We start from the raw sequence: 13,425 nt of genomic DNA, 5'->3' as shown, positions 1-13,425 counted from the left end.
AAGGCGTTTTCCCTTCACGTAATAACGCTATTAATCCATTGAAATAAATTTAATCGTCAGTGGGTATTTATATACTTTACCTTCACTGGCCTTAATTATCGCCAACACAGTACATATCAAATCTAATATGCCCAGTATGGCTAAAAAAATAAAACCAATACCGACAAACGCTAATACAGCACTGATGATCACATAAACCAGCAGGCTCAATTTAAAGTTCAAGCAACTACGGCCACATTGATCGACAAATGTCGACTCTTCGCGCTTCATTAACCAGATAATTAATGGCCCAAGTATCGATCCTAACGGTACGAGATAGCCCACAAAACTTGAGGCATACACCAATAAACCAAAATCCTTATCGCTTTTTGTCACAGGCTCTGTCATGAAATCGTCTCTACTTTATCATGTTAAATATCATTACTTATTAAGCATTATGCCCGTATAAACGCATCTGCCAATCTTCTACTGTTTGTGCCGCTAAACGACGTTGCAAGCTATTAACCCAACTCTGCGCTAAACCCTCGCAGCAAGCTAAACGTTCATAGGCAGCGGCATTAAAAGTGGGTGAAAAATAAAGTGACATCGCTTCTGCGACACTTATATCGGTGCGACGCTCAACTAATTCAATTTTATCGTTTATACCGATTACTCCAGGGCTGAGTATGCGATAAAACCAACCGCATAACTGGCTCTGCTGCATGGCGAGGGCGAACTCTCTATGACCAAACTGCAAATTGAGCTTAAAACAAGGTGAGCGAGGCTGGGTCAACTGCACTGTTACTGCGCCAACTTGCAAGATATCGCCAATATTAACCTGAGTTTCGTTAAGCCCTACTGTACTGATATTTTCTCCCATAGTGGGCGCATCTTCGAGCTGGGTGATTAAGTCCCAACGTCGATACTGGCCATAATGCTCACGGGGGAAATGATGTAGCACCCGATCAAGCCCGCCGTGGTGTTTAGGGTCAGCCTGAACATCACCCTCAACATGCCCACTATGCACTAACAATTGTTGGGCGGATTGCTTGCTATTAATACCGCTAGTTACACCGGCGATCATTTCAAGCTCTGCCCCTAAGTACAATCCTGACAACCTATTAATCAGCAATATTGACATCTACTACTCCCTGTCTATGGCCTATCCAGCACGATTCTCTTTTAACCAAGCAAATTGATTTATATGAAATAACTTAAATAGGATTACGTTATAAGCGCATAATATTTCAGTCAATAACCTATTTTAAGAATAGGATAACTTTATTTTGAGTAAAAAATGCCCCGCTGGGGAAACGAGGCAAAACATATGCATGCACAAATAGGCAAAGCACAACAAAGCATAAGTCATGTATGGCACAGCAAATGTTGATGGCAGAAAATGGTTCAAACAGAACGCAACAAATTTATGATGCCGTTTCCTTGCTCGCTAAATACTGTTTCAGCGCATCTCCCGGAACAGAGCTATCTGTCGCTACCGCAAAAGCAGCCCACACGGCGCCTTCGGTCATAGCCTGAGTAATCGACTCACCGCTACATAGACTATGGATAAGTCCTGCCGCATAGGCATCACCGGCGCCTGTGGTATCAACGACGTTTGCAGGGACTGCGGCAACATGTTGTACATTATCCTGGGTATACACTTTAGCGCCATTGATGCCATCGGTAACCACGAAATAACGCAATGCGTTGCCACCAATACCCACGCCATATTCCCAAGATGCGGCATCACAACGCCCCAGCATATCACTCACCGATGCCAATAAAATATGGCAAGGCCTTGGCCTGTCGTCCTTAGCCAGTTGCGCCACGACAAGACAATGTTCTAAAGCTGTTTTCGCCCAGCTAACAGAACCTTCGGCTGAGGTATTAAAATACAATGCATCCCATGGTTGCCATTTTGGTGGTACCGACAACTCAAATACGGGTCTTTGTGGTCGAATAATTGTGCGCTCACCATCGGGTGTCATCACGAGCAGCATTTCGCAGGTATTACCCATGCGGCGCTGCACTAAACGGCAGTCGAGGCCCTGAGTACTAGCCTCTGCAATCAGCCAATCTCCCATATCATCACGACCAACTTGGCTAACAAGTGCAACGCTATGTCCGGCCCATACTAAACCTAATCCCGTATTTGCACCGCCACCGCCGAGCCGTTGCCCACCATCTTGGTAATGGAAACGTCCACCGGTTTTTAAAGGTTTATCAAGTAGTAAAATCCGATCACAATTCAGATTGGCTACTAACAAAATATTCGCCATTACATGACTCCAAGGGCAAGAAACACCACGCCAGAGAATTAAAGTCCCTCAATCTAAAACAAAATACGTATGGGTACAATCCAATCGTTACGATAGAAATAGAATAAGAATGTCGCTGCATACGCGTGTAAGTATTTGTCCCATATAAGATGAGGGAAAATATTACACACCATGCGGTATATTACAGCACTAAAATAGCAAGCATTTGTTTATATTGAATTTAAAAAACAAATTGATCTGCCTTGTAATTTATTCAAACTAAATAAGAATTTAGTACAATTAAATAAAAGCAAAAAAGTTAACATATGTATCAATTGTATTTTTGACGTTTTGAATGGAATCAAACGCTATGCTAGTGGAAAAATGGGAGACAATTGAGGAGAGAACAGAGCAGCTACGACGTTATCAGCTCTGTTTAGAGGAGTTTGCAGCGCTAGATTTTTATGACAACTATGTCGCACAGATTAAGCAAGACTATCAACAACTGACTGAAATAGTAAAAGTGCAGCCAACGCCAATATCAGAGCGTTAGCTGCACTTAAATATTCAATTACTTTATTGGCATTAATGGTGATAAAGCCGCAAATTTTACGGTTAATTGCCAATCGGTAATAACCATATCAGAAGGCTGCCAACTGTCATCCACCCACTCATAAATCAAGCCAGGGTTTTCCTCGGCATTCACTAGTAAGCGACGTCCATCTCGCAGCACCAGCGTATAATCGAGCCCCTGCGCATCGACACTCTCAATGTCCCCCAAGACATTGTGATGAATAACCGAGATCGTCCCCGTTGCCTTAACGGCATCGCTGCCCTCTTTACCGCTATAAAACTTTAACGCCTCGTTTGCGACAGCCTGCTGAAAAACAAACTCCTCAGCAATCCCCACTACGATCGACGGATCAAGCTCATACCAAGCGGGTATCCATAATGCGTTAATTGTCATCCCGTTATATCCTGCATAATAATTTTACGGACGGGTTCATTCTGCCTTAACCCCGTCAGAGAAAATACTCTCCAAGGATAAAATAATCTTAATCTCAATAAAGAATGGTATAGCAAACTTGAATGAAGCGTTTTTTTGCAAGAAAAACCAATATAAAGAGGTCATATCAATCGTAGACATTTAGAATAGGACCCGTACAGGGTTCACAGAATGCACCGATAAATTTTCAAAGCAGCTGTTCGCGTGCTTTATCATGAGCATTGAATCAACATATAAGCCAGCAAAGTGATCCTGAGCCCAGTAATCGCGTATTAGCGTCACACACGATAGATTAATGTCCCACGCTTGCACCGCAGGCCGATATATACGGAGTTTACTTGCCTATGGATAAGCCTATAACGCAAGCCCCTCAAACCCTAAAACTAATGGGTGAAAATGAGGCGACAAAGCGTCAAGAGCTTAAACGTTATTTTAATCAAACATGGGCTCTATATGAGTCACTGTTTGATTTAATCAAAGAAGATAGCGCCTATTATCTTAAAGCCGAACCACTGCGCCATCCGTTAATCTTTTATTTTGGTCACACGGCCACTTTTTACATTAACAAGCTCAAGCTCGGAAAGTTTCTCGATGAACGGGTCAATGATCACTTCGAATCCATGTTTGCCATTGGTGTCGATGAAATGTCTTGGGATGACCTGAACGAGCAACATTACCCATGGCCGCAAGTGGCGCAAGTGCACGCCTATCGTCAACAAGTTAACGCAGTGGTCAATCGCGTTATTGATGAAATGCCACTGACGCTGCCAATCACGCAAGATAGCCCCGCTTGGATCATTTTGATGGGTATTGAGCATGAGCGTATTCACTTAGAGACTTCATCAGTAATTATTCGCCAACTGCCGCTAGAATATATTGCCACAAGCCAGCTTTGGCCAGCATGCCAAGACGTAGGTAGCGCCGAGACAAACCGCTTAATTGCCGTGAAAGGTAAAAAAATTACCTTAGGTAAACTAGAGCAAGACCAGACCTATGGCTGGGATAACGAATACGGTAATAAAACATTTAATGTTGCTGACTTTAAAGCCTCACAGTTTTTAGTCTCGAACCAAGAGTATTTAGCGTTCGTCGAAGCGGAAGGCTATCAATCACCGCAATTCTGGAATGAAGAAGGTCAAGCTTGGCTCGCTTACACCCAAGCGAAAATGCCGCGTTTTTGGCGATTACAGCAAGATAAATGGTGGCAACGTAATTTAACGGAAGAAATCCCACTGCCGTTAAATTGGCCAGTTGAGGTTAATCAGCTGGAAGCCAAAGCTTTTTGCAATTGGAAAGCGGAACAAACGCAAAGCAATATCCGTCTGCTAACTGAAGCGGAATGGTCGATTTTACGCGAAAATATCCCTACTGATGCACCCGATTGGCAGGAAGCACCGGGCAATATCTCTTTGGCTTATTACGCATCTTCTTGTCCTGTAAATCGCTTTGCACATAATGGTTTTTTCGATATCGTCGGCAATGTTTGGCAGTGGACAGAAACCGCAATAGACGGCTTTAATGGCTTTGCCGTACACCCTCTCTATGATGATTTCTCCACGCCAACCTTTGATGGTAAGCACAACCTCATTAAAGGTGGTTCGTGGATTTCCACAGGCAATGAAGCCATTGCCTCGTCGCGTTATGCATTTCGTCGACATTTTTATCAACATGCTGGTTTCCGCTATGTGGAATCCACGCAAAACCCTACCCAAATGGCCGAGGTCAATGTGTACGAAACCGATGAACTGATCTCCCAATACCTTGAGTTCCACTATGGCGCCGAATATTTCGGTGTGCCTAATTTCTGCGTTAATGGCGTACAACAAGCGCTGGCTGAAATCCAACTCACTCACACAAGTAAAGCGTTGGATATTGGCTGCTCCGTTGGCCGAGCGAGTTTTGAGCTAGCAAAAGTGTTTCAACACGTCGATGGAATCGACTTCTCGGCACGCTTTATTCAACAAGCGTATACACTCACAGAGCAAGGTGAGAAACGTTATACCATTCGTACCGAGGGCGACTTACAGGAGTTTAAGAGCGCAAACTTAGCCAAATTAGGTTATGGCCCAGAAGTTAAAAAAGTGAACTTTATGCAGGGCGATGCCTGCAATTTGAAGCCTATTTACACAGGTTATGACTTGGTTTACGCCTCAAATCTTATCGATAGGCTTAACGATCCTAAGCACTTTTTAACCAGCATTGCCCAGCGGATTAATCAAGCTGGATACCTTGTCATTGCCTCGCCGTACACTTGGTTAGAAGACTATACCCCCAAGGATAAATGGCTTGGTGGCGTAAAAGTGAAAGGTGAGAACTTCACCACGTTAGATGGGTTAACTGAAACCTTAATTGGTCAATTTGAACTGGTTGCAGTGAAGGAGATCCCGTTTGTGATCCGCGAGACTAAACGTAAATTCCAACATTCGATTTCAGAAATGACCATTTGGCGTAAGCGTTAATCCTTATTTTGTCACTAAATAAGTAATATAAATAAACATCTGTCAGTAATTTATTGCTGGCAGATGCTTACTCTTTATCAACTGATTTTTACCGTAAATCACCCCATCACAACCGTATAAAATAAACGACCAATCGGCACTAAATCTAGCTTGCTACTCAGCATGTATTTTTAGTCGGCCAAAATAATGTATGGATATTTACTAAATATGCATATAAATTCAGTTAACATTTATTTGTAGAGGATTAATTATGAGTTTGCTCGAGAACGTATCTGTAGCTAAAAAAGCTAATATTTATTTTGATGGTAAGGTTGCCAGTCGTAGCGTGTTTTTTGCCGATGGCAGCAAGCAAACCTTAGGCGTAGTACAACCAGGAGAATATGAGTTTTCGACTTCTCAAGGTGAAATTATGGCAGTAACAAGCGGCCGTTTTGAGGTTTTACTACCAGATACGACTACATGGCAAGAATTTAACCAAGGAACACAGTTTGAACTTAGCGCGAATGTTAGCTTTAAAATTCGCAATACTGCTATTGCTGAATATTGTTGCAGTTATCTCTAAGCACAAAATGCACATATTCGAGACATAATACCGCTCAGGTTGACGACACACAGCGAGTAAAAATAGAGCAAACATAGCCAATCTGATCGGTATAATAAACCTTAACTTATAACCTAATGAATATGTTAAAAATTAATCATTAAGAGTAATTGTTTAGCCCAACGGTTAAAGCACTTTCCTTACAAGATTTACCGCTATGCTGAAATCTCGCTCGGCACATCCTCAATAAACATACACTGATATCATTACTTAAAACGGCACTAGACGACCGGTCTAATTTAGTTTATTGTAAGCCCCATGAAAATTGAAACTCAATCTACTCGACAACATATTCTCGATATTGGCTATAAGCTAATCGTCAGAAAAGGCTTCTCCAGCGTCGGCTTATCCCTACTGCTGCAAGCCGCTGAAGTGCCTAAAGGCTCGTTTTATCATTACTTCAAATCCAAAGAACAATTTGGCGAAGCGCTGATTACTGATTATTTTGATAAATATCAGTTAGCATTAGACACATTGTTTAATGACTCAACACTGACGGGCTATCAACGCTTAATGCAGTACTGGCAACAATGGTTACATGTACAAGCCGATGGCTGCATAGATCAGAAGTGTTTGGTTGTGAAACTCAGCGCCGAAGTGGCTGACCTATCCGAAGCCATGCGTGTCGCCTTACTTCACGGCTCCGCGAGCATTATCGAGAGATTAACGACTTGCGTTCAGACTGGCATCAACGATGGCTCTATCGCTACACAAGATCCGCAATCGACCGCTGAAATGTTGTATCACATGTGGTTAGGCGCCAGCTTAATGAATAAGTTAGGCCACAGCGCTACCGCGCTTGAACGGACATTGGTGACCACTAAAGCAATTTTAAACCCATAGCAACTTGCTAGATTAAAAAAACAATTTTACTAATAGAGATTTGTTGATACAAATCAGCAATTAAAATTGAATCCATCGTTTATAACTACAAAATAGACGACTGGTCTACTAATTTAAAACTTAATTAACCTAATAATAGGGATTACATCATCCATGCTAAATTTTAACTATTACAACCCGACTCGTATTCGTTTTGGTAAAGATACTATCGCTGAAATCGACTCTTTAGTGCCAAGCGATGCTAAGGTTATGATCCTATTTGGCGGCAGCAGCGCCAGAAAAACCGGTACATTAGACGAAGTAAAGCAATCGCTGGGTAATCGTTTCATCGTCGAGTTTGATGGTATTGAGCCAAACCCAACCTACGAAACCTTAATGAAAGCCGTTGCCCAAGTACGCGAGCAGAATATCGACTTCCTCCTCGCAGTAGGTGGTGGTTCGGTCATTGATGGTACTAAATTTGTTGCCGCTGCAGCGGTATTTGACGGTGAACCGTGGGATATTCTAATGGGTGCAAAAGTGACGCAAGCGATGCCCTTTGGTTCAGTATTAACCTTGCCTGCAACCGGTTCAGAGATGAACAATGCCAGCGTTGTAACCCGTAAATCGCTACAGGCTAAGCTGCCATTCCGTAATGATTTAGTTTACCCACAATTCTCAATACTTGATCCAACAAAAACCTTCACTCTGCCTGAGCGCCAAGTGGCCAACGGTGTGGTCGATGCTTTTGTGCATATTACCGAGCAATACTTGACTTACCCCGTTAACGCCGCCGTACAAGACAGATTTGCCGAAGGTTTATTGCAGACTCTCATTGAGCTTGGGCCAAAGGTACTGGTTCAGCCAGAGGATTACGACATTCGCGCTAACTTAATGTGGGTAGCCACAATGGCACTTAATGGCACGATTGGTGTAGGCGTCCCCCATGACTGGGCCACCCACATGATTGGCCATGAACTGACCGCGCTTTACGATATCGACCACGCACGCACACTAGCAATCGTACTGCCAGCTTTACTGCAATGTACTAAAGAAGCCAAGCGCGAAAAGCTACTCCAATATGCAGACAGAGTGTGGCACATCAGCACAGGTACAGATGATGAGCGTATCGATGCCGCTATTGCCAAAACGAAAGCATTTTTTGAAGCGATGGGCATAGCGACACATTTATCTGCCTATGATCTTGATGCCAGCCACGTAGAAACAGTTATAAAGCAGCTTGAACTACACGGCATGGTCGCTCTCGGCGAACACGGCAATATCGACTCCGCAATGAGCCGCGACATTTTGACCTTAGCTTTATAGCGTCAAACGGTATCCTTAACTGAACTAAACCCAAAGTTCACACGTATTGATGTGAGCAACTTAGGTAAAGGTATGAAAATGAATATATTAATGGTACTAACATCACACGAAAAACTCGGCGACACAGGTCTTAAAACAGGCTTTTGGCTCGAAGAGTTTGCCTCACCTTTTTATACTTTTAAAGATAAAGGTTTCAACATTACGTTGGCCTCACCACTGGGCGGTCAACCACCGCTCGATCCAAAAAGTGATGAGCCTGACTTTCAGACCGAAGCCACTGCACGCTTTAGCAAAGATGCTGAAGCGCAAGCACTGTTAGCGAATACCACTCGCTTAAGTGAAGTCAACGCTGCCGATTATGACGCCGTTTTCTACCCAGGCGGCCACGGCCCACTGTGGGATCTTGCCGAAGATAAACACTCTATCGCCTTGATAGAACAGTTTTATCAAGCCAATAAACCGCTAGGGTTGGTATGTCACGCCCCCGCGGCACTGCTGCACCCTAAAACCAGCGATGGTAAACCATTAGTCAGTGGTAAACGCGTTACTGGTTTTAGTAACTCCGAAGAAGAAGCGGTGCAGCTCACGCATATCGTGCCATTTTTAGTCGAAGACATGCTGCAAAAAAATGGCGGCACTTATGTTAAAGGTGACGATTGGACAAGCTTTGTTGTTGCGGATGCTCATTTGATCACCGGCCAAAATCCAGGATCATCAGAAGCGGTTGCAGAAGCCATCGTCGCGCAACTGAACGCTAGAGGCTAAGCAATAATATGCGACACACTTCCCTCAAAATGAAGGAAGTGTACTTAATGTGTTACCAAATACTATCGCACCATAATAGTGCGATAGTACTAAAATGTACTGTCACAATAAAAAGGGAAGCCCATGATCACCTTGCACCATCTTAATAAATCACGATCTAAACGTATCATCTGGTTGCTAGAAGAACTGGGTCAACCTTATCAAATTAAGAGTTATCAGCGTGATAGCCAGACTTTTCTCGCGCCACCTGAACTCAAGCAAATCCATCCATTAGGCAAGTCACCCGTGATCGAAATCGACGGCCAAGTGATAGCCGAGTCGGGTGCAATCACTGAGTATCTGATTGAAAAATTTGCAGCTGATAGCTTAGCGCCAGCAAGAGACAGTGCAGACTACATCAATTATCTACAATGGCTACACTTTGCCGAAAGCTCGGCCATGCTGCCTTTGTTGTTGCGTATGTTCGTGCAAAAAGACGGCTGTAAAACCAATTTCCTTGAAGGTTATGCAGCGATAGAAGTCAGCAAAATTAGCCACTACTTCAATGATATGTTGGCAGGTAAAAGTTACCTTGTGGCAGATAAGCTCACTGGGGCAGATATCATGATGTCCTTCGTAGTAGAGCTATTAGCAAACAGTGGCGACCTCTCGAAATTTGAACACATTCAACGCTATGCCGCTCAATTATCACAACATGCCGCATGGACTAAAGCGAGTCAAATCGAGAAAGATCTCGACGCAAGCATATAATTTCAGCGTTAAGCTCGGGCGCATAAGAGATGAGTGCCCGTGCTTTAAAATATTCAATTCCACCTCTTTTAGCCTCGCCTTTCCTACCCGCTGTAGACCTTCTATCTAGCAACAATCTCGACCACTGAAACTAAACAAACATCATGATTTTTAGTAGAAAAGAGTCTAATCTTGATCAACTCCATTTAAACACGACAAGGATCTTGCATGCGCTCACTTACACTTATCGGCTTAATGCTATTTAGTATGTTGGCTCAGGCAGTGGTTTATAAATGGGTTGATAAAGATGGTAAAGTCCATTACTCCGATGAACTACAGCCTAATGCTCAAATCGTAGAGTTAAAGGATAAAACCTTAAATCAAATTAGCTTACCTCTGCCAAAAACAGATATGGATGACGCTAATCAAGCAATTGAATCGATTCAATATCAAGTCGACATTACTTCTCCGAGTGAAGAGGAAACCGTTAGAAATAATAATGGTGATTTTGAAGTCGTTGCAACCATCACACCAGAGCTTAAAGGCCAATATTTAATGGCGATCAAACTCGATGGCAAGCCTATTGGTCAACCGCAAATTGGCAATGTTTTTCAACTTAAAAACATCGACAGAGGTCAACATACCTTAGTCGTTGACGCCATGACTCAAAACGGCAAAGTCTTTGCATCAAGTCCACCAAGAAAGATATTTCTTCATCAAGCAACTAAGCGTTAATCAGAGCAATATTGGGTTTGAATCTAGTGTAAAGACTTTAAATACATAATGTTAGATTAATATTCATCTCTTAAACCGTTTGATGAAGCCAAGTTGCAGCTCGCACCAAATTGGTGCAACATAACGGTGCAACCTTATTTCTAGGAACGGTCAATGGATAAAGAGATTCTACTCAATCACTTAGTTACTGCAGTGCTTGTTATCGATCAAGATCTCAAGCCTTGTTATGCCAATGCAGCGGCTGAGCAATTATTAGGCGTAGGTAGCCATAGATTGGTAGAGCAGACTTTGTCTGAGCATTATCAAATACTCGGTGTTGAAGACCACATTTTAATGGACGCCGTAAAAGCTAGCCAAGGGCTAACGGTAAACACCACCACGCTAGTCACCCTCGATGGTCAACACCATACTGTTGATTTAACATTGATCCCACTCGATGACACTGCAAAAATGAGCCTGCTTGAGCTTCGCCAAGTCGATCAACAAAGACGCATTCATCAACAACTCAACCAAGATGCTCAGCAACAAGCTGCGCAGTTTTTGGTGCGTAATTTAGCCCATGAAATTAAAAACCCTTTAGGCGGGCTTCGCGGCGCGGCGCAGCTATTATCACGGGAACTTGATAGCCCTGAATTGAAGGAATTCACGACGCTCATCATAGAGCAAGCAGATCGCCTGCGTAATTTAGTCGACCGGCTACTCGGACCACAAAGGCCGACACAGCACAGTCTGCACAACATTCATCAGGTGGTGCAAAAAGTCTATAAGTTAGTAGAAGTGGCGCTGCCTGCTAACGTACGACTTAAACGGGATTACGATCCATCAATTCCTGATATCGAAATAGATGCTGAGCAGATGCAGCAAGCGGTACTGAATATTTTGCAAAATGCGCTGCAGGCACTTGAACATACAGGCGGGGAGATTTTAATCCGCACGCGGACCCAACATCAAGTCACCATTGGTGCCAAACGCCACAAGCTAGTGCTAACGCTATCGATTATCGACAACGGTCCCGGCATACCGCCTGAGCTAATAGACACATTATTTTACCCCATGGTGACAGGCCGTGAACAAGGTTCAGGTTTAGGCCTCTCGATTGCCCATAATATTGCCCGTTTACACTCGGGAAGAATCGATTGCCTTTCCAGCACAGGGCATACCGAATTCACCATTTCACTACCGATTTTAAGCGTTAAATAATTTCAACAATACCGGCCTATGTCGTATGAGGAAGCAAGATGCGAATTAGTGAACAAGTATGGATCCTCGACGATGACAGCTCGATACGTTGGGTGCTCGAAAAGGCACTGCAAAGTGCCAAGCTCAGTACCGCCAGTTTTGCCGCCGCCGAATCCCTGTGGCAGGCATTAGAAATATCGCAACCATGCGTAATCGTGTCGGATATTCGTATGCCAGGTACCAGCGGTTTAAGCCTGCTCGAGCGGTTGCAGGTGCATTACCCTCATATTCCCGTCATCATCATGACCGCACATTCGGATTTAGACAGTGCGGTGAGCGCCTACCAAGCAGGCGCATTTGAGTATCTGCCTAAGCCCTTTGACATCGATGAGGCTATCTCACTAGTCGAGCGCGCGATCACCCATGCTACAGAGCAAAGTCCTGCACCAGTAAAAGAAGCCCAAGTTAAAACACCGGAGATTATCGGTGAAGCGCCAGCCATGCAGGAAGTATTTCGCGCTATCGGCAGGCTCTCGCGTTCATCCATTAGTGTGCTTATCAATGGTCAATCGGGAACGGGTAAAGAATTAGTCGCGGGGGCATTACACAAACACAGCCCACGTAAAGATAAACCTTTTATCGCCTTGAATATGGCTGCTATTCCTCGGGATTTGATCGAGTCTGAGCTTTTCGGCCACGAAAAAGGCGCCTTCACTGGCGCGGCTAATGTACGCCAAGGACGTTTCGAGCAAGCCAATGGTGGCACGCTATTTTTAGATGAAATCGGCGATATGCCGCTAGACGTACAAACGCGGTTACTTAGGGTACTCGCCGATGGCCAATTCTACCGCGTAGGAGGGCATAATCCTGTGCAAGTGGATGTACGAATTATTGCGGCGACTCACCAAGATCTTGAATTATTGGTGCAAAAAGGTGGGTTTAGGGAAGACCTATTCCATCGACTTAATGTAATCCGCGTACACTTGCCGCCATTGTCACAAAGACGGGAAGATATTCCTCAGCTGGCCAGACATTTTCTCGCCTCAGCTGCTAAGGAAATTGGGGTAGAAACTAAGATAATGACCAAGGAAACCGCGATAAAACTCTCCCAACTACCTTGGCCCGGTAATGTTCGGCAGCTCGAAAACACCTGCCGCTGGCTAACCGTCATGGCATCTGGGCAAGAAATATTACCCCAAGATTTACCGCCAGAACTGCTAAAAGAGCCCGTGAATACCACCCATACGGCAAAAGGTAGCCAAGATTGGCAATCAGCTCTGACAGAATGGATAGATCAAAAACTATCTGAAGGAAACAACGACCTGCTTACAGAGGTACAGCCGGCCTTCGAGCGCATACTGCTAGAAACAGCACTGCGTCACACTCAAGGCCATAAACAAGAAGCGGCCAAACGCTTAGGTTGGGGACGAAATACCTTAACGCGAAAACTAAAAGAACTATCGATGGATTAAACCAACAAGGTGGAGCACACCTTAGTAGTTCCCTGCACCAAACTCGTTAAGTCAACACTTGTAGCATGACTCGTAGCAAATTGATTAGGCTAAA

Annotated in this window: 14 protein-coding genes; 10 read left to right on the top strand and 4 right to left on the bottom strand. The window is 44.0% G+C overall.

The features are described 5' to 3' along the window. Nucleotides 1-30: 30 nt before the first annotated feature. The 3 genes from C9I43_RS17655 to C9I43_RS17645 all read right to left on the bottom strand — a co-directional run bounded on the left by C9I43_RS17655 (nucleotide 31) and on the right by C9I43_RS17645 (nucleotide 2,258). Nucleotides 31-387, bottom strand: a complete 357-nt coding sequence (locus tag C9I43_RS17655) for a DUF4870 domain-containing protein (RefSeq protein ID WP_076497188.1) — start codon at nucleotides 385-387, stop codon at nucleotides 31-33. Between the two features lie 40 nt (nucleotides 388-427). After that, nucleotides 428-1,120 (bottom strand): MOSC domain-containing protein, encoded by a 693-nt coding sequence (locus C9I43_RS17650; protein ID WP_107884889.1) that lies wholly within the window; start codon nucleotides 1,118-1,120, stop codon nucleotides 428-430. A 283-nt stretch (nucleotides 1,121-1,403) separates the two neighbouring features. After that, the gene (locus C9I43_RS17645; RefSeq protein WP_107884887.1) at nucleotides 1,404-2,258 is read right to left on the bottom strand and encodes a PfkB family carbohydrate kinase; all 855 of its coding nucleotides are present in this window, start codon (nucleotides 2,256-2,258) and stop codon (nucleotides 1,404-1,406) included. A 349-nt stretch (nucleotides 2,259-2,607) separates the two neighbouring features. Here C9I43_RS17645 and C9I43_RS17640 point away from each other — a divergent pair, with 349 nt between their 5' ends. Continuing rightward, nucleotides 2,608-2,790, top strand: a complete 183-nt coding sequence (locus C9I43_RS17640; RefSeq protein WP_076497191.1) for a hypothetical protein — start codon at nucleotides 2,608-2,610, stop codon at nucleotides 2,788-2,790. Nucleotides 2,791-2,808: 18 nt separating this feature from the next. Here the strand turns inward: C9I43_RS17640 and C9I43_RS17635 are convergent, their stop codons facing one another. After that, complete coding sequence (locus C9I43_RS17635) at nucleotides 2,809-3,204, bottom strand: hypothetical protein (protein ID WP_107884883.1); 396 nt, start codon at nucleotides 3,202-3,204, stop codon at nucleotides 2,809-2,811. A gap of 383 nt (nucleotides 3,205-3,587) precedes the next feature. On the opposite strand from C9I43_RS17635, the gene ovoA reads away from it, so the two are divergent. From ovoA to glnG, 9 genes are all read left to right on the top strand, one after another. Continuing rightward, nucleotides 3,588-5,702, top strand: coding sequence for a 5-histidylcysteine sulfoxide synthase (ovoA, locus tag C9I43_RS17630; RefSeq protein ID WP_107884881.1), 2,115 nt, complete (start codon nucleotides 3,588-3,590; stop codon nucleotides 5,700-5,702). A gap of 250 nt (nucleotides 5,703-5,952) precedes the next feature. Continuing rightward, entirely contained in the window at nucleotides 5,953-6,264 is a 312-nt protein-coding gene (gene ppnP / locus C9I43_RS17625; RefSeq protein ID WP_076497194.1) for a pyrimidine/purine nucleoside phosphorylase, read from the top strand. Nucleotides 6,265-6,561: 297 nt separating this feature from the next. After that, on the top strand, nucleotides 6,562-7,146 hold the full coding sequence (locus tag C9I43_RS17620) for a TetR/AcrR family transcriptional regulator (RefSeq protein WP_076497195.1): 585 nt from the start codon (nucleotides 6,562-6,564) through the stop codon (nucleotides 7,144-7,146). Nucleotides 7,147-7,299: 153 nt separating this feature from the next. Beyond that, nucleotides 7,300-8,451 (top strand): iron-containing alcohol dehydrogenase, encoded by a 1,152-nt coding sequence (locus C9I43_RS17615; RefSeq protein WP_107884879.1) that lies wholly within the window; start codon nucleotides 7,300-7,302, stop codon nucleotides 8,449-8,451. A 72-nt stretch (nucleotides 8,452-8,523) separates the two neighbouring features. Continuing rightward, nucleotides 8,524-9,216, top strand: coding sequence for a type 1 glutamine amidotransferase domain-containing protein (locus C9I43_RS17610; RefSeq protein WP_107884877.1), 693 nt, complete (start codon nucleotides 8,524-8,526; stop codon nucleotides 9,214-9,216). 123 nt (nucleotides 9,217-9,339) lie between these two features. Next, a complete protein-coding gene (locus C9I43_RS17605; RefSeq protein ID WP_107884875.1) occupies nucleotides 9,340-9,966 on the top strand; it encodes a glutathione S-transferase family protein in 627 nt (208 codons plus the stop codon). A gap of 207 nt (nucleotides 9,967-10,173) precedes the next feature. Further along, on the top strand, nucleotides 10,174-10,680 hold the full coding sequence (locus tag C9I43_RS17600) for a DUF4124 domain-containing protein (RefSeq protein WP_107884873.1): 507 nt from the start codon (nucleotides 10,174-10,176) through the stop codon (nucleotides 10,678-10,680). A 153-nt stretch (nucleotides 10,681-10,833) separates the two neighbouring features. Further along, complete coding sequence (gene glnL, locus C9I43_RS17595; protein ID WP_107884871.1) at nucleotides 10,834-11,880, top strand: nitrogen regulation protein NR(II); 1,047 nt, start codon at nucleotides 10,834-10,836, stop codon at nucleotides 11,878-11,880. Between the two features lie 38 nt (nucleotides 11,881-11,918). Continuing rightward, nucleotides 11,919-13,331, top strand: a complete 1,413-nt coding sequence (gene glnG, locus C9I43_RS17590) for a nitrogen regulation protein NR(I) (protein ID WP_107884869.1) — start codon at nucleotides 11,919-11,921, stop codon at nucleotides 13,329-13,331. Nucleotides 13,332-13,425 lie beyond the last annotated feature (94 nt).

It is taken from the genome of Shewanella morhuae (assembly GCF_003028295.1).
Lineage (GTDB): Bacteria > Pseudomonadota > Gammaproteobacteria > Enterobacterales > Shewanellaceae > Shewanella > Shewanella morhuae.
This window is presented reverse-complemented; position numbering and strand designations above follow the sequence as displayed.